Origin of the sequence: Microbacterium sp. (assembly GCF_046295495.1) — a bacterium.
Taxonomy (GTDB): domain Bacteria; phylum Actinomycetota; class Actinomycetes; order Actinomycetales; family Microbacteriaceae; genus Microbacterium.
This window is the reverse complement of sequence record NZ_JBKBNC010000008.1, coordinates 1-22,147: the sequence shown is the minus strand read 5'-3', so window position 1 is coordinate 22,147 and position 22,147 is coordinate 1. Positions and strand designations below refer to the sequence as shown.

The 22,147-nt window shown below is 71.8% G+C and carries 20 protein-coding genes and 2 pseudogenes; 12 read left to right on the top strand and 10 right to left on the bottom strand.

Annotated elements, in window-relative coordinates; genetic code table 11:
- Positions 1 to 49: 49 nt before the first annotated feature.
- A complete protein-coding gene (locus ACK4LS_RS04985; protein ID WP_409714059.1) occupies positions 50 to 1,546 on the bottom strand; it encodes a mannitol dehydrogenase family protein in 1,497 nt (498 codons plus the stop codon).
- A 148-nt stretch (positions 1,547 to 1,694) separates the two neighbouring features.
- Here ACK4LS_RS04985 and ACK4LS_RS04980 point away from each other — a divergent pair, with 148 nt between their 5' ends.
- On the top strand, positions 1,695 to 2,666 hold the full coding sequence (locus ACK4LS_RS04980; protein WP_409714056.1) for a LacI family DNA-binding transcriptional regulator: 972 nt from the start codon (positions 1,695 to 1,697) through the stop codon (positions 2,664 to 2,666).
- A gap of 168 nt (positions 2,667 to 2,834) precedes the next feature.
- Positions 2,835 to 3,170, top strand: coding sequence for a potassium transporter Trk (locus ACK4LS_RS04975; protein WP_409714053.1), 336 nt, complete (start codon positions 2,835 to 2,837; stop codon positions 3,168 to 3,170).
- A 48-nt stretch (positions 3,171 to 3,218) separates the two neighbouring features.
- Here the strand turns inward: ACK4LS_RS04975 and ACK4LS_RS04970 are convergent, their stop codons facing one another.
- Positions 3,219 to 3,830: a zinc-binding alcohol dehydrogenase gene (locus tag ACK4LS_RS04970; protein ID WP_409714050.1), complete on the bottom strand. Its 612-nt coding sequence runs from the start codon at positions 3,828 to 3,830 to the stop codon at positions 3,219 to 3,221.
- Between the two features lie 206 nt (positions 3,831 to 4,036).
- Between ACK4LS_RS04970 and purM the strand changes: the two genes are divergently transcribed.
- From purM to ACK4LS_RS04955, 3 genes are read left to right on the top strand one after another with little or no spacing between them, the layout of a single operon-like run.
- A complete protein-coding gene (purM, locus tag ACK4LS_RS04965) occupies positions 4,037 to 5,179 on the top strand; it encodes a phosphoribosylformylglycinamidine cyclo-ligase (RefSeq protein WP_409714047.1) in 1,143 nt (380 codons plus the stop codon).
- Positions 5,180 to 5,185: 6 nt separating this feature from the next.
- Positions 5,186 to 6,661 (top strand): amidophosphoribosyltransferase, encoded by a 1,476-nt coding sequence (purF, locus tag ACK4LS_RS04960; RefSeq protein WP_409714044.1) that lies wholly within the window; start codon positions 5,186 to 5,188, stop codon positions 6,659 to 6,661.
- Positions 6,658 to 7,881 (top strand): CynX/NimT family MFS transporter, encoded by a 1,224-nt coding sequence (locus ACK4LS_RS04955; protein WP_409714041.1) that lies wholly within the window; start codon positions 6,658 to 6,660, stop codon positions 7,879 to 7,881. Before purF ends, ACK4LS_RS04955 begins: the two co-directional genes overlap by 4 nt.
- Before the next feature lie 165 nt (positions 7,882 to 8,046).
- Here ACK4LS_RS04955 and ACK4LS_RS04950 read toward each other — a convergent pair whose 3' ends face one another.
- A complete protein-coding gene (locus ACK4LS_RS04950; RefSeq protein ID WP_409714038.1) occupies positions 8,047 to 8,229 on the bottom strand; it encodes a DUF3073 domain-containing protein in 183 nt (60 codons plus the stop codon).
- 162 nt (positions 8,230 to 8,391) lie between these two features.
- Here ACK4LS_RS04950 and ACK4LS_RS04945 point away from each other — a divergent pair, with 162 nt between their 5' ends.
- Positions 8,392 to 8,907 (top strand): universal stress protein, encoded by a 516-nt coding sequence (locus ACK4LS_RS04945; protein WP_409714035.1) that lies wholly within the window; start codon positions 8,392 to 8,394, stop codon positions 8,905 to 8,907.
- 4 nt (positions 8,908 to 8,911) lie between these two features.
- Here the strand turns inward: ACK4LS_RS04945 and ACK4LS_RS04940 are convergent, their stop codons facing one another.
- The 3 genes from ACK4LS_RS04940 to ACK4LS_RS04930 all read right to left on the bottom strand — a co-directional run bounded on the left by ACK4LS_RS04940 (position 8,912) and on the right by ACK4LS_RS04930 (position 10,778).
- Complete coding sequence (locus tag ACK4LS_RS04940) at positions 8,912 to 9,517, bottom strand: PadR family transcriptional regulator (RefSeq protein WP_409714032.1); 606 nt, start codon at positions 9,515 to 9,517, stop codon at positions 8,912 to 8,914.
- Positions 9,517 to 10,362: a DUF4097 family beta strand repeat-containing protein gene (locus ACK4LS_RS04935; protein WP_409714029.1), complete on the bottom strand. Its 846-nt coding sequence runs from the start codon at positions 10,360 to 10,362 to the stop codon at positions 9,517 to 9,519. The genes ACK4LS_RS04940 and ACK4LS_RS04935 overlap by 1 nt, the downstream gene beginning before the upstream one ends.
- A gap of 251 nt (positions 10,363 to 10,613) precedes the next feature.
- Positions 10,614 to 10,778 carry a hypothetical protein gene (locus ACK4LS_RS04930; RefSeq protein ID WP_176776556.1) on the bottom strand — a complete coding sequence of 55 codons (165 nt, stop codon included), beginning with the start codon at positions 10,776 to 10,778 and terminating at the stop codon, positions 10,614 to 10,616.
- Positions 10,779 to 11,016: 238 nt separating this feature from the next.
- On the opposite strand from ACK4LS_RS04930, the gene ACK4LS_RS04925 reads away from it, so the two are divergent.
- The 5 genes from ACK4LS_RS04925 to ACK4LS_RS04905 all read left to right on the top strand — a co-directional run bounded on the left by ACK4LS_RS04925 (position 11,017) and on the right by ACK4LS_RS04905 (position 16,255).
- Positions 11,017 to 11,286 carry a Rho termination factor N-terminal domain-containing protein gene (locus tag ACK4LS_RS04925; RefSeq protein WP_409714025.1) on the top strand — a complete coding sequence of 90 codons (270 nt, stop codon included), beginning with the start codon at positions 11,017 to 11,019 and terminating at the stop codon, positions 11,284 to 11,286.
- A gap of 3 nt (positions 11,287 to 11,289) precedes the next feature.
- Complete coding sequence (locus ACK4LS_RS04920) at positions 11,290 to 12,255, top strand: DNA topoisomerase IB (RefSeq protein ID WP_409714022.1); 966 nt, start codon at positions 11,290 to 11,292, stop codon at positions 12,253 to 12,255.
- Between the two features lie 25 nt (positions 12,256 to 12,280).
- Entirely contained in the window at positions 12,281 to 12,649 is a 369-nt protein-coding gene (locus ACK4LS_RS04915) for a fluoride efflux transporter FluC (protein WP_409714019.1), read from the top strand.
- Positions 12,646 to 13,011 (top strand): fluoride efflux transporter CrcB, encoded by a 366-nt coding sequence (crcB, locus tag ACK4LS_RS04910; protein WP_409714016.1) that lies wholly within the window; start codon positions 12,646 to 12,648, stop codon positions 13,009 to 13,011. The genes ACK4LS_RS04915 and crcB overlap by 4 nt, the downstream gene beginning before the upstream one ends.
- A gap of 82 nt (positions 13,012 to 13,093) precedes the next feature.
- Positions 13,094 to 16,255 carry an efflux RND transporter permease subunit gene (locus ACK4LS_RS04905; RefSeq protein WP_409714013.1) on the top strand — a complete coding sequence of 1,054 codons (3,162 nt, stop codon included), beginning with the start codon at positions 13,094 to 13,096 and terminating at the stop codon, positions 16,253 to 16,255.
- A gap of 577 nt (positions 16,256 to 16,832) precedes the next feature.
- Here the strand turns inward: ACK4LS_RS04905 and ACK4LS_RS04900 are convergent.
- From ACK4LS_RS04900 to ACK4LS_RS04890, 3 genes and pseudogenes are all read right to left on the bottom strand, one after another.
- A pseudogene (locus ACK4LS_RS04900) lies at positions 16,833 to 17,480 on the bottom strand (DUF998 domain-containing protein); the annotation flags it as partial.
- Between the two features lie 242 nt (positions 17,481 to 17,722).
- Positions 17,723 to 18,628, bottom strand: coding sequence for an aldose 1-epimerase family protein (locus ACK4LS_RS04895; protein ID WP_409714011.1), 906 nt, complete (start codon positions 18,626 to 18,628; stop codon positions 17,723 to 17,725).
- Positions 18,618 to 19,253, bottom strand: coding sequence for an antibiotic biosynthesis monooxygenase (locus tag ACK4LS_RS04890; protein WP_409714008.1), 636 nt, complete (start codon positions 19,251 to 19,253; stop codon positions 18,618 to 18,620). The genes ACK4LS_RS04895 and ACK4LS_RS04890 overlap by 11 nt, the downstream gene beginning before the upstream one ends.
- A 428-nt stretch (positions 19,254 to 19,681) precedes the next feature.
- On the opposite strand from ACK4LS_RS04890, the gene ACK4LS_RS04885 reads away from it, so the two are divergent.
- Entirely contained in the window at positions 19,682 to 21,874 is a 2,193-nt protein-coding gene (locus ACK4LS_RS04885; RefSeq protein ID WP_409714005.1) for a DEAD/DEAH box helicase, read from the top strand.
- Positions 21,875 to 21,922: 48 nt separating this feature from the next.
- On the opposite strand, the pseudogene ACK4LS_RS04880 reads toward ACK4LS_RS04885, so the two are convergent.
- Positions 21,923 to 22,147, bottom strand: a pseudogene (locus ACK4LS_RS04880) (hypothetical protein); the annotation flags it as partial.

The following is a 22,147-nucleotide window of genomic DNA, read 5'->3' as shown; positions in this document are numbered from 1 at the left end:
GCGCCCTCCGGGGCGCGGTGTCGTCATGCGCCCCGCAGGGCGCGGGTGCTCAGGGGAGGGTGGGGGCCAGGACCGTGGATGCCGACAGGCTGTCGGCGATCGCGCTGTCGACCCCGCGCTGCACGATCGTGTCGAGCAGGTCGCCGACTCTGTCCACGAAGGCGGTGCGGTGAGCGAGGTCTTCGCCGAACAGGTGCAGGTCCACGATCGCGCGGGCGGCGAGATCGCGGCCGCCGCGCACGGCGACGGCGGTCAGGCGCTCGCGCGCCGGGTCGGTCATGGCGGCGGCGTGCGGGCCCGGGTCGAATCCGGTCGGCGGGGCGATGCACGCGAGGTAGGCGGCGACGGTGAGCGCGATGAGGTGGGGGAACTCGCCCCGGTCGAAGGCGTCGGCCACCGGGCCCGGGATGCGCTGACCGAGCTTGACCGAGCCGTCGGAGCCGACCTGGCTCGTGCGGTGCCCGAGCGCGCTGTTGCCCCAGCGCGAGAAGAGGTCACGCTCGTACTGCCCGATGTCGACCCCGGCGGGGGCGACGACCGAGGGCTCGTACTCGTGGCGGAGCACGGCAGCCGCAGCCGCCTCGACCTCGGCGAGGCCGATGGCATCCGGGATCGTGGGGGCGCCGCGGAGTGCGCCGAGGTAGGCGATGAGGGAGTGCGTGCCGTTGAGCAGGCGCACCTTGAGCAGTTCGTACGCCGACACTTCGTCGGTGAACACCGCGCCCCCGGCTTCCCACGCGGGTCGGCCCCCGGCGAAGCGGTCCTCGACCGCCCACATCGTGAAGGGCTCGGCGGGGACCGGGACCTCGTCGCGCACCCCGAGCAGCGCGCCGACGCGATCCGTCAGCTCCGCGGTGGTGGAGGGGACGATGCGATCGACCATGCTCGAGGGGAACGTCACGGCCCGATCGAGGTAGGCCAGGGTGTCGGCGGCCTCGGCGGCGGGCAGTTCGTGGAGGAACGCGCGCACGAGCCTCTCGGTGTGCGAGCCGTTGGAGAGCAGGTTGTCGCAGCTGAGGATCGCGATCGGCTCCCCGCCCCCGGCGGCGCGGCGCTGCAGGCCGCGGGCGAGCTGACCGATGCTCGAGCGCGGGTCGCCCCCGCGCAGATCGGCGGCGACCAGCGGATCGGCCACGTCGAGGCGCTGGGTCGACGGCGAGAAGCTGTAGCCGTTCTCGGTGACGGTCAACGTCGCGATGCGGATGCGCGGGTCGGCGAGGTCGGAGACGACGCGGGTGGGGTCGTCGGCGGCGACATAGGAGTCGGTGTGCACGCCCGGGACGGTGAGCGTCGTCCCCTCGGGGGAGACGGTGGCGACGGAGTACAGGTGATCCTGCGCGTGCAGGGCGTCGACGACGCGACGCGAGCGGGAGGCGACGCCCACGATCCCCCAGTCGCCGCCCGCGGCCCGCAGGGCGGCGGCGGTGTACACGGCCTGGTGCGCGCGATGGAAGCTGCCGAGACCCAGGTGCAGGATGCCGGCGCCCGACGGTGCGGCGGGCACGGGCACGGGCAGCGTCGCGCCGCGGCGGAGGCGGGCGCTCACTCGGGCGCCCCCGTCGACGCGGCGGGGCTCGACCGGGGGAGATCGTCGATGATCGGCATGCAAGCAGTGTGCATTGCTTGTACAAACTTGTCAACAGTTTTCAGGTCGGCATGCACGATGATGGAACGACAGCGGCGAGGGGGTGGGGATGGCGGCGAATCTCACGGAGGTGGCGCGTCACGCGGGTGTGTCGATCGCCACGGCCTCCCGCGCGTTCGGCGAGCCCGATCGTCTGGCCCCGGCCACCCTCGAGCGCGTGCGTCGGGCGGCGGCGGAGCTCGGTTACGCCACGCCGCAGGCGGCGGTCGGCACCCGCACGATCGGGGTGGTGGTCCCGGATGCCGCCAACCCCGTGTACGCGACGCTACTCAAGGCCATCCAGGGGCAGGCGTGGCACGGGCGCCACCGCATCGTGCTCTTCGACGCCGACGAAGACCTGCGTCGCGAGCGCGAGTCGATAGAACTCGGCCGTCGGATGGACGGCCTCCTGCTGTGCTCTCCCCGTCTGCCGGAGGCGGAGGTGCTGGCGCTGGTGGGCGACACCCCGCACGTCGTGATCAACCGCCTGCTCCGCGGCGCCGTGTGCATCGTGATGGATGCCGAGCGCGGTCCGACGCAGGCGGTCGAACACCTCTCCGCCCTCGGGCACGGCCACATCGCCTACGCCTCGGGCCCGCACGGCTCGTGGGCCGACGAGCAGCGCGCCGACGCGGTCGCGCGTGCGTGCGAGCGCTTCGGAATCCGCCTGTCACGGTTGAGCAACCACGCCGCCTCCATCCAGGGCGGTCGCGCCGGTGCTGCGGCCGCCGTCGCGAGCGGCGCCACCGCCGTCATCGCCTACAACGACCTCGTGGCTCTCGGTCTCGAGGCGGGCATGGCCGAGCTCGGGCGGGTGTGTCCCGAGGACGTGAGCATCGTCGGCATCGACGACATCGACCTGGCGGGCGCCGTCACGCCGAGTCTGACCACGGTGCGCATGCCGATCGCGCGCTCGGGCGCCCTCGCGGTCGACCTGCTCCTGCAGGCCATGGTGGGCGCGGCGCCCCTCGACGAGACCGTGCTGCCCTCGCAGCTCATCGTGCGCAGCTCGACCGCCCCGCCCCGCCCCGCCGCTCCCTGATCGCGGCGTCGACACCGCCGTCGGCGAGCGGATGCCGTGGGTAGGGCGTACCGGCGTCGGGGTCCGGCGTCCGGCGCCCCGCGCGGGCGGACGTGCCGTCGACGAGGGCGGTGTTTCGACGCCGAGGAAGGCGACCCGCGACGGCGTCCACGGTGGGAGAATGGGCGTATGGACGAGCAGCCCGACACCGGACGACAGGTCCCCGTCCGCGACGAGATCCAGACGGTCACCGTGCGGCGCGCGCCCAAGTACGGCGTCTTCCTGGCCGCGGGGGCGTTCGTCGGCATCCTCGTCGCCCTGATCCTCACCGTCACGATCGACGGCACCGATGTCAGCCCGTACACGCAGGTCGTCTACTCCGACCTGCAGGTCTTCGGTTTCACGGCCCTCATCTGCATCGTGGCGGGCGTCGCGCTCGCCGGGATCGTGGCGCTGATCTTCGAACGCACGGTCGGCGGCCGCACGCGCCAGGTCGTCGTCGACCACGAGCAGCACGGCCTCTGACCGCCCCCTCCGCGCGTCGCGCTCACCGCGTCCTCGCGTGGCCTCCGTTCACGCCAGTTCCGCGATGATCGGGTGGATGGCGGAGTCGAACGCCGCGACGTCACCGCGCAGGCCGTCGGTCACCGCGACGGTGAGCGATCCGATCCACCACACCCCGCGCTGAGCGAGCGGCAGCACCTGCACGTTCAGCTCGAAGGAGTGGGCGCGTCGGCCCACCGCGCGCTCGTGCGCGGCGATCGCGCTCGCGTACGCCCGGTACGCCACCCCGGGCCGCGCCGCGGAGTCCCGCGCGTACCGGTCGTGCGCGAGGCGGGCGAAGTCGACCGCGTCGGCGGCGTGACCGGCGATCGCCTCGCGGAGGGCATCGGCGCCCTCGACCGGGAGGGCCACCAGCGTGTCGAAGCCGTCGACCAGCTCGAGCGGCACGGGCGAGGGATGGGCCTGCGGCTCCACGGTCATGGCCCAGTACCGGCGCCACTCGCGCTCGAGCTGCGCGTGCGCGGCATCCGCCCGTTCGGAGAGGAGCGGGGGCGGGACGCGGCGCAGCGACGGCAGCTCCTCCGGCGACCGGATGCCGATCACCTGGCGCAGGTAGAGCGCGACGAGCACCGGTTGCGCCGCGTCCTCGCGGATCACCCACTCCGGCTGACCGCCCGTCATGGCGTCATTGTAAAGAGACGGAGGCCGGCGCGGATGGGGCCTTGCGTCGGCCGAGAGGAGATTCGGGGAGCGGGGGATGCCGTGGCCTCGGCCGGTGCGCCCGTCGCGGGATCTCCTCCGCTCGCCGTCGCTACTCGTCGCCGCCGGCTCGTCGCGGCGCTCGGCCCCGCGACACTCGCGCGCGTCCACCCGGGTAGTCTGTTGCGGTGGCCTCCGCTCCCCACGAAAACCCCTATTCCGCTGCCGGCGTCGATACCGCCGCCGGAGATCTCGCCGTCGAACTGATGAAGTCGGCCGTGCGGCGCACGCACGGGCCCGAGGTCCTCGGTGGTGTCGGCGGCTTCGCCGGCCTCTTCGACGCCTCCGCCCTGCGTGACTACGCCCATCCGCTGCTCGCGACGAGCACCGACGGCGTCGGTACCAAGGTCGCGATCGCGCAGGCGATCGACAAGCACGACACGATCGGCGAAGACCTCGTCGGCATGGTCGTCGACGACATCGTCGTGGTCGGCGCGCGCCCGCTCTTCATGACCGACTACATCGCGTGCGGCAAGGTCGTGCCCGAGCGCATCGCCGACATCGTCGCCGGCATCGCGCGCGGCTGCGCCATGACGGGTACCGCGCTCGTCGGGGGCGAGACCGCCGAGCACCCCGGGCTCCTGGGCGTCGACGACTACGACGTCGCGGGAGCGGCGACCGGTGTCGTCGAGGCCGACCGCGTGCTGGGCGCCGACCGCGTGCGTCCCGGCGACGTGGTACTGGCCCTCGCGTCCAGCGGCCTGCACTCCAACGGCTACTCGCTCGTGCGCCACATCATCACCGGTGCGGGCATCGCCTACGGCGCGGCGTCGGCCGAGCTCGGCGGCACGTGGGGCGAGGCCCTTCTCGAGCCGACCCGCCTCTACACCTCGCCGCTGCTGCGCCTCCTCGACGACGGGGCGGTGGGTTCCGGCATCCATTCGCTGAGCCACGTCACCGGCGGCGGCATCGCGGCGAACCTCGCGCGCGTCCTGCCGCGCGACGCCTGGGTCGATCTCGACCGCTCCACGTGGAGCCCCTCGCCGGTGTTCCGCGTGCTCGCCGACATCGGCGGACTCGAGCTCACCGCGACCGAGGGCACGTGGAACCTCGGCATCGGCTTCCTCGCCGTCGTCGCCCCCGAGATCGCGGATGCCGCGACCTCGGCGCTGCAGGCCGACGGCATCGCCACCTGGCAGGTGGGCGTCGTCCGCGACGGCACCCGCCCCGAGGGCGAGTACGAACAGGGCGCGAAGGGCGTCGACGGAGGCGCCGTGCGTCTGGTCGGAACCTACGCGGATGCCGGTGCGCCGGCGGACGGAGCGATCTAACACCCCATGTGCGGCATCGTCGGCATGGCCGGGCAGGGCTCGGTCAACCAGGAGATCTACGACGCGCTCCTGCTCCTCCAGCACCGGGGACAGGATTCCACCGGCATGGCCACGGCCGAGGCGAGCGGGGTGTTCCACATCCACAAGGCCCGCGGTCAGGTGCGCGAGGCCTTCCGCACGCGCGACATGCGCGCCCTCCTCGGCGACATCGGCCTCGGGCACGTGCGCTACGCCACCAAGGGCACGGCATCCAGCGAAGAAGAGGCGCAGCCCTTCTACGTCAACGCGCCCTACGGCATCGTGCTGGTGCACAACGGCAACCTCACCAACACGCGCGAGCTGACCAGCGAGCTGTTCCACAAAGACCGCCGCCACCTCAACACCAGCAGCGACACCGAGCTGCTCGTGAACATCCTGGGCTCGGAGCTGCAGTCCGAGATCACGGGGCCCGACCTCGACCCGGCCCAGGTGTTCCGCGCGGTGAGCCGGGTGCACGAGCGCGTCGAGGGCTCGTACGCCTCGATCGCCCTGATCGCCGGTTACGGTCTGCTGGCGTTCCGCGATCCGTTCGGCATCCGTCCCCTCATCCTGGGCAAGCGTTCCGCGGCCCAGGTCCCCGGTGGCGAGCCGCGCGACGAGTACATCGTCGCCTCCGAGTCGCTCGTGCTCGAGAACGGCGGCTTCGAGGTCGTACGCGACGTGCTCCCCGGCGAGGCGGTGTTCGTCACCCTCGACGGCACGCTGCACTCGCAGCAGTGCGCCGCGAACCCCACGCTGGCCCCGTGCTCGTTCGAGTACGTCTACCTGGCCCGTCCCGACTCGGTCATGAACGGCGTCTCGGTGTACGAGACGCGCCTGCGCATGGGCGAGCGCCTGGCCGACACGGTGGCGAAGTACACCCCCGCCGGCGCGATCGACGTGGTCATGCCGATCCCCGATTCCGCTCGCCCGGCGGCGATGCAGGTGGCTCGCAAGCTCGGCATCGAGTACCGCGAGGGCTTCTACAAGAACCGCTACGTGGGTCGCACCTTCATCATGCCCGGACAGGCCGTGCGCAAGAAGAGCGTGCGCCAGAAGCTCAACGCCATGTCGACGGAGTTCCAGGGCAAGAACGTGCTGCTCGTCGACGACTCGATCGTCCGCGGCACCACGAGCCGCGAGATCATCCAGATGGCCCGGGATGCCGGTGCCAAGAGCGTGACGTTCGCCTCGGCCGCGCCGCCGGTGCGCTACCCGCACGTCTACGGCATCAACATGCCCTCGCGTCACGAGCTGGTGGCGCACGGGCGCACCATCCCCGAGATCGCCGAAGAGCTGGGGTGCGACTACCTCGTCTACCAGGAGGTCGACGACCTGAAAGCGGCGATCATGGAGGGCACCGACCTGGTCGACCTCGACATGAGCTGCTTCGACGGCCGGTACGTCACGGGGACGGTGTCGGAGGAGTACCTCGCCTGGGTCGAGGGCAGCCAGGAGTCTTGACCCGCCGCGCGGCGGGGACGATCGCGCTGGCCGCGACGGCCGTGATCCTGCTGGCGTTGACGCTGCGCATCGCCGTGGCGTCACTGTCGCCGCTGATCGTCGTGATCGGTCGCGACTTCCCCCTGCCGGCGGCGGTGATCGGCCTGATCGGGATGGCCCCACCCGTCGCCTTCGCGCTGGCGGGGATGGGGGCGCCGGCGATCGAACGCCGACTCGGCCTCGAGCGGTCGGTGCTGGCCGCGGCCGTCGTCGCGGCCGCCATGCTGGCCCTGCGTGCGGCGGCCGTCGACGCCGGGACGCTGCTGGCGGCGACCGCGGGGGTGTTCGCGGCCGTCGGCGTCGCCAACGTGCTGATCCCGGCCGTGGTGAAGAAGTACTTCCCCGGCCGCATCGGCCTCATGACCACGGTGTACTCCACGACGATGGCGGTGGCGACCTTCACGCCGCCGCTGGTCGCCGTACCCCTGGCCGAGGCGGTCGGCTGGCGCGGGTCGTTCGCCACGTGGGCGGTCGTGGCCGTCGCCGCGGTGGTCCCGTGGGTCGCGATGAGCCTGCGCTCCCGTGCCTCGCGGGTCGACGCCGTCGACGAACCGCGCACGTCGGTGCTGGCTCGCGTCGTGCGCGTGCCGCAGGCGTGGGCGCTCGTGGCGACGTTCGCCGTGAACGCCTCCGTCGCCTACGGCCTGTTCGCGTGGTTGCCGCCGCTGCTGATCGACGTGGCCGGCGTCGGTGAGGCGGAGGCCGGGGGCCTGCTCGCGCTCTTCTCCTTCATGGGCCTGCCCGTGTCGTTGATCGTGCCCCTGCTGGTGCAGCGCCTCGGCCGGACGACGCCGTTCTACGCGATCGCCCTCGTGGCGGGACTCGCCGGGGCGGCGGGGCTGCTGATCGCCCCGGAGGCGGCGACCGTGTTGTGGGTCGTGCTGATCGGCATCCCGCCGCTGTTCTTCCCGATGGTGCTCGTGTTGTTCGGCCTGCGCACGCGCACGCACGAGACGGCCGTGGCGCTCAGCGGACTTGTTCAGAGCGCCGGGTACGCCCTCGCGGCGCTCATGCCGCTGGCGATCGGTGTCACGCACGAGATCACGGGCGGCTGGACGGCGGCGCTCGTGCTGCTCGGACTCGCCGTCGCCGCCGTGATCCCCGCGGGCATCGTCGTCGCGCGCCGCGAAACGATCGAGGACGCCTGGGAGAGGCGCACGGGTCGCAGGTGGGCGGACTGACACGGCGGGCCGTGACCGGTGGCCCCCGACGGCTGCGGACGTCCCCGGCACGAGCGAACGGCGGTGACGCTCAGGTCACCGCCGTTCGGCGTCTCGGGTCCACGAAGACCGCGTCCGCTGCGACGGGGCCCGGGGGCGCCCACGCTCGCGGGGAGGCGAAAGGCGTCAGGCCTTCTCGTCTTCGTACTCGTCGCTGTACTGGTCGGCCCACTTGTCGACGTACGCGTCTTCACCCGGTTCGGGTGCGCCCAGTTCGCGCTCGAGAGCCGAGTAGTTCACCGAGTAGGTGTCGTACTTCAGCTCACGGGCGATCTTGGTGTTCTTCGCCTTCTGACGGCCACGCCCCATGCGAGACCCCCTCACGATCGACGTCGAGGGCCGCGCTGTGGGCCCTGCGTATTGCGGTTCCGGACCGAGCCGGTAAGAGTAGCAGCCAGGATATCACGGTGGATTCGGGCCGAGCCGTCGAGCCACAGAGGGCCGCCCGACGCCGGCCGCGAGAGGAGCAGCATGACTGATCGATCCGACCCGAGTGCGACGGCGGGCGCGGTCATCGCGGGCGTGGTCCCGGGGCAGTCCCCGCGCGTCATCCGCGAGGCCGCCCGCTACGCCGCCCTGGCGCACGCGCCGCTGGTGGTCGCCCACGTCGACACCACGCGCTTCGTGGCGTTCGAAGACCCCGACGGGTACGTGCACTCCTCGACCGTCGACGTCGCGGGGGCGGCGTCGAAAGCCGCCCTCGACGAGGTGCGCCGGATGGCGTCGGAGACGCTCGCCGGCGACGCCGTCTCGTGGACCGTGCGCCAGGAGATCGGCGACCCGGCGCTGGCAATGATCCACCTCGCCGACGAGCTCGACGCCTCGCTGCTCGTGGTGGGCACCCGCAAGCGGGGACTGGGCGAGTCGCTGCGCGAGTTCCTGACCGGGTCGGTCGCCGCCCGCCTCACCCACCGCCAGCGCCGACCGGTGCTCGTGGTCCCCGTGGGGGAGCCGGCCGGCGCGGATGACGAGCTGCCGTGGGAGTGACGCCCTAACCGCGCATGGCCCGGGCGACGGCGTCGGACGCCTCGCGCAGTGCGCGCTCGATCTCGTCGACACCGGATGCCGCGAGCTCACCGCCGCGGGCCACGTGCGAGCGCAGTTCGGATCTCACGCGACCGCGGAACTCGGTGATCGCCGCGTCGGCGCGCGAGAGCTGCTCGCGGCTGCGCGAGCGCGGATCGTCGACCGGAGCCGCCTGCGCCTGCTCCCGCTCCCCGCGGGAGGCGGCGGCGAGGTCGGCCCGCAGGCTCCGCATCGCATCGCGTACGCTGCCGCGAACCTCGTCGGCGATGAGCCGGACGCTGTCGGCGAGGCCCGCCTGGATGCCTTCGAGGTCACCAGAGCGATCCGCGACCTCGGCGCGACCGGCATCCGTGATCTCGTAGACGGTCTTGCGGCCGTCGACGGTCTTGGTGACCAGCCCTTCTTCTTCGAGCTTGGCCAGGCGCGGGTAGATCGTCCCGGCCGAGGGGGAGTAGGTGCCCCCGGTACGCTCCGACAACGCCTGCATGAGGTCGTAGCCGTGGCGGGGAGCCTCGTCGAGGAGGCTCAGGATGTACAGGCGCAGGTCGCCGTGCGAGAAGACGGGGCTCATCACCATTCCTCCTCTCCGGCGAGTTCCTCGGGGCGCAGCCCCGAGATGCCACGACGCAGCACGGTGATCTCCCCCGAGACGGTGTTGGCGCGCACGTCGACGAAGGATCCCGCGAGGGTGCCGGTCGAACCGGTGAAGGTGGTGGGGCCGGAGCCCGAGCGCACCTGGCCGTCGATCTGCACGCGCCCGCTCACCGAGCGGGAGACGTAGGTGGCGGGCAGGGACCGGTCGAGCCGGATCGTGGCCGTGCCGCTGACCGAGTTGAGCGTGATCGACTGCGTCGGCCCGGTGGAGTCCACGAGCATGGCGCCCGAGACCGTGTCGATCGAGGCCTTGGTGATGCGGCCGGTGGCCGCGACGTCGCCCGAGACGCTGTTGGCGCTCAGGGCTCCTTCGAGTTCGCGTACCTGCACGTCGCCCGAGACCGCGTTCAGGTTCACGTCGCCGACGAGCCCGTCGACCATGATGTCGCCCGAGACGGTGTTGAGCTTGGCGTCGGTGCGCAGCCCCGACACGAGCGCGCTCGCGCTCACGATGCCGAGGGTCAGGGCGACGGTGCGCGGCACCGCGACGCTCACCTCCGCTTTGGGGCCGCCGGCGCCGAAGTTGCGGAACACCTCGAGGAAGTTGTCCCACCGCAGCTGCGGGTGGTCGATCTCGAGGCGGCCGTCGACCATCTCGATCCGGAGGTCTTTCACCGTGACGCCGTGCACCTCGATGCGGGCGTCGGGCTCATCGTGGGCGATGACGTCGACCTGTCCTCCGACGAGGCCGATCTTCAGTTCGCGCAGCGAGGCGATGTCGATGACACGCGTCTCGCCGGGGTGGACGATCCATTTCTCCATGGCTGGGGCTCCTCACTCGCGATATATCGCGTTGCATGCAGTATTGCGATATATCGCGAGTTCGTCAACCCATCGGGCTCGCCCCTCGGCGGGGGAGGCCGGGAGGCTCTCAGTCTCCGAGCCCGTCGAGGGACGGGTGGCGCGGAAACACGGATGCCGCGCCCTCGACGAGGACGCGGCATCCGGGGCGGGGAGACCCGCCGGGGGGTCGAGGCCGGCGCGCACCCGAAACGCGCCGCTCCTCGAGGGGGTCAGACGGGCTTGCGTCCGCTGATGAGGCGGAACAGCAGCACGATGAGGGCGATGAGGCCGACGATGATGGCGATCCACAGCAGGAAGTTCGCGGCCTGGCCGAGACCGCTGAAGATCGCGATGACGATCGCGGCGATGATGATGATGATCAGGAAGATGTTCATGGGGGGCTCCTTACTTCCCCGCGTGCAGACGCGGGACCTGGCGAGAATGTCACCCGCCCGCCTTCGTCGCACGGACGGCGGGGACGAGTGAACGTCATCCACCGTGCCACCCGGGGCGCGGCCGCCGCGCGGGGTTGACGGTGCCGGAAACGGGCTGGTAGCCGCGCCCGTTGTCAACCCGCGGACGCTCGCGGGTGAGCGGTCCTAGCGTCGGAGGCCCCGACGGAAGGAGCCGATCATGCCCCAGGGACGTGGGTCCAAGAGCCTCAAGGATCCCGAGATGTACGAGGAGCTGCGCACGCAGGGCGACTCGAAGGAGAAGGCCGCGCGCATCTCCAACGCGGCGGCCGCGCGGGGGCGCGAGGCTGTCGGCGAGAAGGGCGGTCACGCCGATAATTACGAGGATCGCACCGTCGACGAGCTGAAGAAGCGCGCGAGGGAACTCGGCATCACGGGGTACTCCGGCAAGAAGAAGGCGGAGCTGATCGAGCTGCTCCGCACCCACTGATCGATGGCGCGGCTCATCCGCGTCCGGCCCTATGAGGACCCCGGATACCGCCGGGTCCGCAGCGGGTCGGGCTTCCGTTTCGTGGACCACACGGGAGCCGCCGTTCCCGAGCGGGAGGCGCAGCGCGCGCGGGGGCTCGTGATCCCGCCCGCGTGGCGGGAGGTGTGGATCGCGACCGAACCCAACGCGCACATCCAGGCGGTGGGCACGGACGAGGCGGGGCGACGGCAGTACACCTATCACGCCGACTGGTCGAAGCGTCAGGACAAGGGCAAGTTCGCCCGTGCCCTGCAGCTCGCCGAGGCGCTCCCGCGTGCGCGGGCCCGGGTGACCCAGTCGTTGCGGCGCGCCGAGGCCGACCGCGAGCGCGTGCTCGCGGTGTCGTTCCGCTTCCTCGACCTCGTCGCGCCCCGCGTGGGCAACGCCCGCTACTTCGTCACGAACGGCAGTCGCGGTCTCACCACGCTGCAACGGCGGGATGCCGTGGTCGAGGGCGATCTGATCCGGCTGTCGTTCCCCGCCAAGAGCGGCAAGCGCGCCGAACTGTCGCTGCGCGATGCGGAGCTGGCATCCATCGTCGAGGAGCTCGCCCTCGGTCGCTCGCGCGCGCCCCTGCTGAGTTACCGACGCGGCCGACGCCGCGTTCCCCTCACCCCCGGAGACGTCAACGTCTACGTGCGCTCGCTCACGGGCGGACCCTTCAGCGCGAAGGACTTCCGCACGCTGCGGGGCACCATCCTCGCCGCTGAATCCCTCGCGAAAGCCGGGACGGTCGGGGGCAAGAACGAGCGGAAGAAGGCCGAGGTCGCCGCCGTCCGGTGCACCGCCGAGGCGCTCGGCAACACTCCCGCCGTGGCGCGGTCGAGCTACATCGACCCGCGGGTGTTCGCCCTGTACCGCAAGGGCCGCACGATGGACCTGGGCGGGTCGAAGGATGCCGCGATCAGGCGCCTGATCCTGGGGGAGTGACGCGCTCGCGGCGTAGGGTGGCGCGGTGAGCATATGGCGTGACCTGACGTCGGTGGCCGTCGGCGGGGCGATCGGCACGGCGGCGCGTGCGGGCCTCACCCTCGCGTTCGGCCACGACCTCGGCCCCGCGCTCGTCCCGCTGATCAACGTGGGGGGAGCCTTCGCGATCGGCATCTTGTTCGGGTGGCGCGCGCGGATGCCGGAATCCTCGCGCGCGCAGCGGGTGCAGCTGTTCCTGGGCACCGGGGTGCTCGGCGGCTTCACGACCTACAGTGCGCTCGCCGTCGAGTCGGCCGACCTCGCCTCGCTGTGGTGGGGCGTCGCGACGGTGCTGGCGGGGACCGCGGCCGCGTGGGGCGGAGTGCTCCTCGGGCGCGGGGGGAGGACGCGATGACCCCGCTGCTGTTCGTCGCCGTCGCCGCCGCGGGCGGCCTCGGCGCGGCACTGCGCTACGCCCTCGACGTCGCCGTCCGCCGGCGGACCGGGGAGCGGTTCCCCTGGGGCATCCTCGTCGTCAACCTCACCGGAGCGCTGGCGCTCGGCATCCTGAGCCCTCTGCCCGCCGACGAGGCGTGGCGCTGGATCATCGGCACGGGCCTGCTCGGGGGGTACACGACCTTCAGTGCCGTGGCGGTGACGACCGCGCTGCTCGCGGAGGAGGGTCGCACTCGCGCGTCGGTGTCGTACGGGGTGGTGTCGTTCGTGGGCTCGGTGCTCGCGGCCGCCCTGGGACTCTCGGTCGGCTCCCTGTTCTGACCCGCTCCGGACGCGCGGCCCGCATGGGATACTGGCCATTCGATACACCCCTGTATCGAATGGCGATCCCGGAGGATCCTTCGTGTCGTACCTGGCCGTTCTGAGCCTGAAGAACCGCGCCCTCATCGCCCTCGTCACGATCGTCGCGGCGATCTTCGGCGGGCTCGCGTTGACCAGCCTCAAGCAGGAGCTCATCCCCTCGATCGAGTTCCCCCAGCTCGCGGTCATCACGACCTACCCGGGCGCCTCGCCGGAGGTGGTCGAGGCCGACGTGTCCACCCCCATCGAGAGCGCGATCCGCGGGGTCGAGGGGCTGGAGTCGACCACGGCGACGAGCACCACGAACTCCTCGATCGTGTCGGCGTCGTTCACGTACGGCACCGACCTGGCCGGCGCGCAGCAGAAGATCCTCGCCGCGATCGCGCGGATCGACGACCAGCTCCCGGAATCGGCCGACACCACTGTCGCCTCGGCGAGCATCGACGACTTCCCCGTCATCCAGCTCGCCGTCACCGGCTACACCGACGCCGAGGCGACGCAGTCGGTGCTGCAGACGAGCGTCGTCCCCGCGCTGGAAGACGTCGACGGCGTCAACGGTGCGCAGATCGTCGGCGGCACGGGCCAGCGGGTGACCATCACCCCCGACGCCACGCGCCTCGGCGAGCGCGGCTTCAGTCAGCAGGCCATCACCGACGCCCTCGACGCGAACGGCGTCCTGTTCCCCGGTGGCTCGCTGACCGAGGCCGACCAGACCCTCACCGTGCAGACGGGCAGCAAGCTCACCAGTGTCGACGAGATCACCGCGCTTCCGCTCGTGCCCTCCGACGCCGCCCAGTTCGCGGCCGGTCGCACGACCATCGGCGACGTCGCCGCCGTCGAGCTGCAGCCCGACCCCGTCACGACCCTCTCGCGCGTCGACGGACAGCCCGCTCTCACGATCGCGGTCACCAAGCTCCCCGCCGCCAACACCGTCGACGTCTCGCGCGGGGTGCTCGCGGCTCTGCCCGACCTCGAGGCCTCCCTCGGTCAGGGTGCCACCTTCACCGTGGTCTTCGACCAGGCGCCGTTCGTGCAGCAGTCCATCGAGGCGCTCGCGCAGGAGGGCCTGCTCGGTCTCGTCTTCGCCGTCGTGGTGATCCTGGTGTTCCTGATGTCGGTGCGTTCGACGCTGGTGACCGCCATCTCGATCCCGACGAGCGTGCTCATCACCTTCGTGGGGCTCCAGGCCTTCGGCTACTCGCTGAACATCCTCACCCTGGGCGCCCTCACGATCGCGATCGGTCGCGTGGTCGACGACTCCATCGTCGTGATCGAGAACATCAAGCGTCACTACGTCGGCGACGCCGAGAAGATCCCCACGATCATCCGGGCGGTGCGCGAGGTCGCGGCCGCCATCACGGCATCCACGATCACCTCGGTGGCGGTGTTCCTCCCCATCGCCTTCGTGGGAGACGTCACGGGAGAGCTCTTCCGCCCGTTCTCCCTCACCGTGACCATCGCGATGGCCGCGTCGCTGCTGGTCTCGCTCACGATCGTGCCGGTCCTGGCGTCGTGGTTCCTCAAGCCCGGCAAGGTCGTGCGCGATGCCGCTGGCAACGCGATCGACCCCGAAGCCGCCGATGCCCCGCCGACGCGCCTGCAGAAGGCCTACGTGCCCGTGCTGAGCTGGACGATGAAGCACTCGTGGGTCACGCTGGGGCTCGCGGCGCTGATCATGGCCGGCACGTTCTTCTCGGCGGGATTCCTCAAGACGGACTTCCTCGGCGACTCCGGCCAGAACACCTTCACCGTCACGCAGAAGATCGGCTCGGCCCCGAGCGTGGATGCCGAGGACGCAGCGGCGCAGAAAGTCGAGGCCGTGCTGCTCGACACCGCGGGGGTGCAGACCGTGCAGACCTCGATCGGCTCGAGCGGTTCGGCCCTGCGCGACGCCTTCGCGGGCGGGGGGTCGGGCATCACGTACTCGATCACCTCGGAGTCCGGTACCGATCAGGTGGAGCTGCGCGAGCGCGTGCGCGCCGAGCTGGAGAAGCTCACGGATGCCGGTGAGATCGAGGTGGCCGGCTCGGGGGGAGGCTTCGGCTCCACCGACATCACGGTCGACGTGACGGCGCCCGACGGGCAGTCGTTGCAGCAGGCGAACGACGCCGTCGTCGCCGGTCTCGAGGGCCGCGAGGATGTCGGACAGGTGACCAGCAGCCTGTCGGCGTCGCTGCCCTTCGTCTCGGTGCGCGTGGACCGCGACGCCGCAGCCGAGCGCGGGCTGTCCGAGCGCGCCGTGGGCGCCCTCGTGTCGGGCGCGCAGCGACCGCGCCAGGCCGGCACGGTCGAGATCGACGGACGCGGGGTCACCGTGTATCTCGCCACCGCCAACCCGCCCGCGACGATCGACGACCTGCGCGCCCTGGAGATCCCGAGCGCGGGCGGTGCCGTGCGACTCGACGAGATCGCCACCGTCGAGCAGAGCCAGACGCCCCCTTCGATCACGACCGCGCGCGGTCTGCGCACGGCATCCATCACCGTCACGCCCACCTCCGACGACCTCGGCAGCTCGTCGGGGGCCGTCACCGCGGCCCTGGCCGACGTGCAGCTGCCCGAGGGCGCCACGGCGGAGGTCGGCGGTGTCGTCACCGACCAGCAGGATGCCTTCACCCAGCTCGGGCTCGCGCTGCTGGCGGCGATCCTCATCGTCTACGTCGTGATGGTCGCGACCTTCAAGTCGCTGCGACAGCCGCTCGAGCTCCTGGTGTCGGTGCCGTTCGCGGCGACCGGGGCGATCCTGCTGCTGCTCATCACCGGCGTGCCGCTCGGGGTGGCCGGCATGATCGGCGCCCTGATGCTGGTGGGCATCGTGGTGACGAACGCGATCGTGCTCATCGACCTCGTGAACCAGTACCGCGCCCGAGGCCTGAGCGTGTACGAGGCGACGATCGTCGGTGGGGCGCGACGCCTGCGGCCGATCCTCATGACCGCACTCGCCGCGATCTTCGCCCTCGTACCGATGGCGCTGGGCATCACCGGTCACGGCGGATTCATCTCTCAACCGCTCGCGGTCGTGGTGATCGGCGGACTGGTGTCGTCGACCTTCCTGACGCTGCTCGTGCTGCCGACGCTCTACAACCTCATCGAAGGAGCGAGCGAGCGACGCCGCGAGCGACGGGCGGCTCGCAGTGGCGAGCCGGCCGAGCCGAAGGAGCACGACGAGCGCCCGCTGAGCCGGCGGGCACTGCGCGAGAAGCACTGACGGGCGCGGATGCCGGGCGCGTGCGCGGCGCGGGGATCGCTCGCACGCGCGCGGCGGCACGTCGTGCGCGTGCGGCGGGGGCGTGAACGGTCTGAGGCGCGACGGGGCCGGCCTCCAGCGGGATGAGCGGCGCGGTCCGGGTGGTCGACGTGCCCGGCGTCAGGCGGGCCGCGCACTGGCGCGGCAATGCGCCGCCGGAGGGTGCCGCGGGTGCGGCGATCGCCGAGGGTCGGGTGTCGAGCGAAGCGTTCGGACGGGGAGCGGAGGTCGAGGGCGTCGTCGTGCGGCCGACGATCGTGCGGCCGGGGATCGCGCGGCCGGCGATCGCGCGGCCGGAGATCATGCGTCCCGCGATCGTGCGTCCCCCGGCCGTGGCGCGGTCGGTGGATCGGCGCCGACCGGCGGGCGACGAAGCGGAGCCGGCGCTGCGCAGGCCTGTGGGCGACGGGGCGCTACCGGGGCGGGCCGCGACGAGCGGTCGGCGCACGCGACGCGTCGCCAGGTGGCGTGCCTGGGCGCGCGGAGCGGCCGAGGTCGCGCGCGACCCCCCTGCGAGCACCTGGGTGAACATGCCCGACCACGCGAACATCGCGGCGCACGCGATGGTCTCGAAGAGGGCGAGGTTGATCGTGGCCGTGACGAACAGAGCGATCGAGATGACCAGCCACACGGTGGCGATCGCGGTGCCGATGGCCATGCGCTTGCCCAGGCGGTTGAACATGATCGGCGCGGTGATCAGCAGGGCGAGGAAGCCCAAGACCATCGAACCGGCGACGCGGTCGTGCAGGTCTTTGTCGGTGTTGAGGGGGATGCACCCGACGAGGGCGAGGTTGACGCCGACGACGTTGAGGCAGACGAAGGCGACCGTCGCGGCACCGCGGCGCACCGGACCGCGGCCGAGGCGGCGCACGTCGCGTCGCACGCAGAACGCGAAGAAGACCACGATCGCCCCGCTGACCTTCAGCGTCGTGTTGAAGAACGCGCTCGACAGGTCTCCGAAGGTGCCGAGCTGGCTGAAGTGCAACTGCCACCACAGCGGGTCGCTGGTGGTCGCGATCGCCAGCAGCAGGCCTCCCACGAGCGTCGTGAGGGCGGCGGCCCCGACGTGCAGCGAGGATGCCGTGCGCACTCCGGCGCCCAGGTGCGTGCCCAGGTGTCGGGCGATGCCGGTGAGACGCGTCGTCGAGAGGGAGGCGGGGACGGCGGAGCGGAGCGCGGTGCTCATGATGGGGGATCTTTCCTCGTGACGGAACGAGGATCCCCCCACATCGCGGGACCCTCGGCCCCCGTCGGCTCATTCGGGTATGAACCGGAGGGAACCTTGACCCTTTGCCACCCCCGGCCTTGACGGTTTCCCGTCACCCCGAATGGTATCGTTTGCGCCGCCCTCAGAGGTAAGGGCTTGTCTGAACTTTTGCCTGGTCATATGACCAATTCTTGTCCCCCATTTGGGGGACAAGCCCCCGCTCATGCCGAGAAGCGCACGCCCCATTCCCGGGCCAGGGTCGCGCCCGGTTCGAGCCGTTCGAGGTCGATTCCCGTCGCGAACGCATTCGCCGGCGCCGTCATCGGCTCGATCGCGACGGCCAGCGGCTGACCCGGGTACCGGTCGGTCGTGAACACCTGCGCCCACCGGAAACCGGCGTCCTGCCAGAGTTCGAGACGGCGGCCGTCGGGAGCGGTGAGGGTGTGTCGGGCTCGGCCGTCGGCATCCCGGTCCAGCCCGCGGTAGCCGTTGTCGAGCGAGGCGTCGCCGAGGCGCGTTCCCGCCCGCAGGTCGGTCGATGCGTCCACCGGCACCTCATCGACGGGGATGTTCCGTTCGTCGAGCACGAGCGTCGTGGTGCCGGTCGAGTGGAGGACGAGATCCGCGGTGGCCACCCCGCCGATCTGCAGGTACGGGTGCACGCCCAGCGCCACCGGGGCGGTCCGGGCCCCGACGTTCTCGATCTCGTGCGTGACGTGCAGACCGTCGTCCTGCAGGGCGAAGGTCACGCGCGTGCGCAGGTGGAAGGGGTAGCCCGTCTGCGGAACCACGTCGGCGCCGAGCACGAGGAGCTCGTCGGTGTGCGCGATCGGCTGGTACGCGCCGAAGCGCAGCAGCCCGTGGCTGGCGTTGCCGAACTTCGGCTCGCTGATGGCCAGCTGCAGATCGTCGCCGTCGAAGGTGTAGCGCCCGTCGCGGATGCGGTTGGGCCACGGCACGAGAACCACGCCGGATGCCGCGGGGGTGGGAAGGTCGTCGGGGTAGCCCGGAACGAGATCGACGCCGTCGACGGTCAGCGCCCGCAGTGCCGCACCCACCTGGGCGATCTCGGCGGAGGAGCGGGGGCCGCGCAGGCGGAAGCGCCGGCCGGTGGGATCAGCGGTCATGACGGGCCTTTCGGGGACGGGACGGACGCTGCAGCCAGGGGTGGAGCAGTCGGGTGACCCACGGGAGCACCGCGTAGGTCATGACGGGGGTGAGGAGGAGCGTGGTGGCGAGCACGCGAAGGGGGAGGGGGATCTCGGCGAAGCCCGGCACGAAGCCCAGGAGCCAGGAGGCGAGCAGGTTGGTCGGGAAGAAGCCGACCCAGATCGTCACCGCCTGCTTCCAGCGCGGGGGAGCAGCGGGCACGGGCTGCTGGATCGGCTGCGTGCCGGCATCCGTCGTCGCCGCCTCCATGACGGAGCCGTGCGGCGCGTCGAACCAGCCCTCGATGCCCGTCCGGCGCTCGCTGCGCTCCTCGCGCGCGAAGGGGCGGCCGGAGTCGAGCCACCACCGGCGTTGTGACGAGGCCTCCCACTGCTCGAGCGTGGTGATGTCGCGGAAGCGGTAGAGCATGTACCAGAGGTCGCTCTCCTCCCCCGCGCGCACCCATCCCGAGCCGAGGAACCCCGGGAACGCGGTCGCGAGATCGGTGCCGGCCTGCATCCAGGAGGTCGCTTCGGCGGTGCGCGTCGGGTCGATGCGCCGCTCGATCGCCACCGTGATGGGGTGGGCGTCGGTGTCTGCCATGCGTCCATCTTCGGGCACCGCGAGCAGGCAGGTGTGCGGGTGGGGGCGGACGGTGGGTGGGTCGGTGAGAACAGGGGATTCGGTGTGAACAGGATGCCGGGGTCGGGGTCGTCCTGTTCTGGGATGACCTCCTGTTCTGGTGGCGGGGTGCCCGGTGTCGGGCGGGGCGCGGGAGCGGGGCGCCCCCGGGCGCTGCGGCGCGGGAGCATGGATGCCGTTCCCAGGCGCGGGCTGTAACGTGGTGCGGTCGGCTCTGGACGCCGCGTGTGATGCGCGGATGGGTTTGTGAGTCCAAGGGGCCGATGGACAGGACGCGATCGCGGCCTCGACCATCATCAGTGAATGGCCCCCGGCCGACGACAGTCCGGGTATCGCACCGCCACGAGCGGTGTCGCTGTTTCGCGCGAACAGAACCCAGGAAGTCCTCCATGCCCAAGAACAAGAAGCCCGCCGGCGGTCGCGCCGCCAAGAACTTCGAGCCCCGTTACGGCGCGAAGACCTCTTTCCAGGATCGCAAGCGTCGCCCCGAGGGCGCCGCCGCGGACAAGCCCGGCAGCAAGAGCCCCAGCCACCGCGGCTACCGTGCTCCCGAGGCCGACGCCGCCCCCGCCAAGCGTCGCTGGAGCGCGCAGGACCGCGTCGGCCGCGACGAGGCCCACGGCATCCGCAGCCAGGCCCGCGGCGACGAGCGCTACGCCCGCCCCGAGCGGGATGCCGCGCCCCGCGGCCGCGACGAGCGTCCGGCCCGCTCCTTCGACCGCAGCGAGCGCCCCGCCCGCTCCTTCGATCGCAGCGACCGCCCCGCGCGTTCGTTCGATCGCACGGAGCGTCCGGCTCGTTCGTTCGATCGCACGGATCGTCCGGCTCGTTCGTTCGACCGTGACCAGCGTCCGGCGCGCGAGGATCGTCCGGCCCGTTCGTTCGACCGCACGGAGCGCCCCGCCCGCTCCTTCGATCGCGACGAGCGTCCGCGTCGCTCGTTCGACGACCGACCCGCGCGTTCGTTCGACCGCAGCGAGCGTCCGGCTCGTTCGTTCGATCGCGATCAGCGTCCCGCGCGCGATGATCGTCCCGCGCGTTCGTTCGACCGCACGGATCGTCCGGCTCGTTCGTTCGACCGTGACCAGCGTCCGGCGCGCGAGGATCGTCCCGCGCGTTCGTTCGACCGCAACGAGCGTCCGGCTCGTTCGTTCGATCGCGATCAGCGTCCGGCGCGCGAGGATCGTCCCGCGCGTTCGTTCGACCGCAACGAGCGTCCGGCTCGTTCGTTCGATCGCGATCAGCGTCCCGCGCGCGACGATCGTCCCCGCCGCACCGACGCCCCGAACCGCAGCGACTGGAACGTCACCCCGAAGCGCTCGGCCGAGCACGAGCAGCGCGTCGACATCGTGCACGAGCGCCTGCAGGCCGAGGCCGTCGACGCCGCGACCGTGACCGGCGCCGGCTTCGCCGAGCTGGGTCTGGGCGACAACATCGTCCGCGCCCTCGCGAGCCTCGGTGCGGCGAGCCCGTTCCCGATCCAGGCCGCCACGGTCGCGCCCATCCTCGAGGGCCGCGACGTCCTCGCCCGTGGTCGCACCGGCTCGGGCAAGACCATCGCCTTCGGCGCGCCCCTCGTCGAGAGCGTCCTGCGCGCCCAGGCGGGGCAGCGCCGTGAATTCGGTCGAGCCCCCAAGGCGCTCATCCTCGCCCCCACGCGCGAGCTCGCCCTGCAGATCGACCGGACGATCCAGCCGATCGCGCGCAGCGTCGGCCTGTTCACCACGCAGATCTACGGCGGTGTGCCCCAGGCGCGCCAGGTGGGCGCGCTCAAGAAGGGCGTCGACATCATCATCGGCACCCCCGGTCGCATGGAGGACCTGCTCAACCAGGGCAAGCTGAACCTCTCCGAGGTCAGCATCGCCGTCCTCGACGAGGCCGACCACATGTGCGAGCTCGGCTTCCTCGAGCCCGTGCAGCGCATCCTGCGCGCGACCGCGAAGGGCAGCCAGAAGCTGTTGTTCTCGGCGACGCTCGACCGCGAGGTCGCGGCCCTGGTCGACGAGTTCCTCGTCGAGCCGGCCGTCTACGAGGTCGCCGGCGAGGACCAGGACTCGAGCACCATCGAGCACCGCGTGCTCGTGATCGAGCACCGCGACAAGGCGCAGATCCTCGACTCGCTCGTCGACCGCGCGGGTAAGACGCTCGTGTTCGCCCGCACCCGCGCGTACGCCGAGATGCTCGCCGAGCAGTTCGACGACGCGGGCATCGCCGCTGTCGCCCTGCACGGCGATCTCAATCAGCAGAAGCGCACGCGCAACCTCGAGAAGCTCACCTCGGGTCGCGTCAACGTGCTCGTGGCCACCGACGTCGCCGCCCGCGGCATCCACGTCGACGACATCGATCTGGTCATCCAGGCCGACGCCCCCGACGAGTACAAGACGTACCTGCATCGCTCGGGCCGCACGGGTCGCGCCGGGCGCAGCGGCACGGTCGTGACGCTCATCACGCGTCAGCGTCGTCGCCGCATGACCGAGCTGCTCGACCGCGCCGAGATCGAGGCGCCGTTCGAGGAGACCCAGTTGGGCGACGATCTGCTCGAGGAGCTGTCGGGACGCCAGCTGTCCGACGTCACCGCCTGACCCGCCTCACGAGACCCCCGGCGCCGCGGCGACGGGGGTCTCGTGCGTTCAGAACAGGGTCGGCTCGCTCGCGGGGGCGACGCGGGGCCGGGCGGATGCCGCACGCCCGGTGCCGCGCACGGGAGCGAGGCCGCTCATCGTCGGCGCCCGGCCCGCCGCGGTGCCGCCCGCCGCGGTGCCGCCCGTCACGCTGCCGGTCGTCGCGGTGCGCGCGGCCCCGCCCCGCGGGGGGGGCCCGCGCGGCGGGTGGGGGTGGTCCCACCCCGGCGGCGG

Bases quoted from the DNA above. Each gene is read 5' to 3' on its own strand.
- ACK4LS_RS04975 (WP_409714053.1), top strand. From the start codon at position 2,835: ATGGACGAGCAGCCCGACACCGGACGACAGGTCCCCGTCCGCGACGAG.
- ACK4LS_RS04970 (WP_409714050.1), bottom strand. From the start codon at position 3,830: ATGACGGGCGGTCAGCCGGAGTGGGTGATCCGCGAGGACGCGGCGCAA.
- ACK4LS_RS04945 (WP_409714035.1), top strand. From the start codon at position 8,392: ATGACTGATCGATCCGACCCGAGTGCGACGGCGGGCGCGGTCATCGCG.
- ACK4LS_RS04925 (WP_409714025.1), top strand. From the start codon at position 11,017: ATGCCCCAGGGACGTGGGTCCAAGAGCCTCAAGGATCCCGAGATGTAC.
- ACK4LS_RS04950 (WP_409714038.1), bottom strand. From the start codon at position 8,229: ATGGGGCGTGGCCGTCAGAAGGCGAAGAACACCAAGATCGCCCGTGAG.
- ACK4LS_RS04940 (WP_409714032.1), bottom strand. From the start codon at position 9,517: ATGAGCCCCGTCTTCTCGCACGGCGACCTGCGCCTGTACATCCTGAGC.
- ACK4LS_RS04920 (WP_409714022.1), top strand. From the start codon at position 11,290: ATGGCGCGGCTCATCCGCGTCCGGCCCTATGAGGACCCCGGATACCGC.
- crcB (WP_409714016.1), top strand. From the start codon at position 12,646: ATGACCCCGCTGCTGTTCGTCGCCGTCGCCGCCGCGGGCGGCCTCGGC.
- ACK4LS_RS04895 (WP_409714011.1), bottom strand. From the start codon at position 18,628: ATGACCGCTGATCCCACCGGCCGGCGCTTCCGCCTGCGCGGCCCCCGC.
- ACK4LS_RS04980 (WP_409714056.1), top strand. From the start codon at position 1,695: ATGGCGGCGAATCTCACGGAGGTGGCGCGTCACGCGGGTGTGTCGATC.
- ACK4LS_RS04890 (WP_409714008.1), bottom strand. From the start codon at position 19,253: ATGGCAGACACCGACGCCCACCCCATCACGGTGGCGATCGAGCGGCGC.
- ACK4LS_RS04935 (WP_409714029.1), bottom strand. From the start codon at position 10,362: ATGGAGAAATGGATCGTCCACCCCGGCGAGACGCGTGTCATCGACATC.
- purF (WP_409714044.1), top strand. From the start codon at position 5,186: ATGTGCGGCATCGTCGGCATGGCCGGGCAGGGCTCGGTCAACCAGGAG.
- ACK4LS_RS04885 (WP_409714005.1), top strand. From the start codon at position 19,682: ATGCCCAAGAACAAGAAGCCCGCCGGCGGTCGCGCCGCCAAGAACTTC.
- ACK4LS_RS04930 (WP_176776556.1), bottom strand. From the start codon at position 10,778: ATGAACATCTTCCTGATCATCATCATCATCGCCGCGATCGTCATCGCG.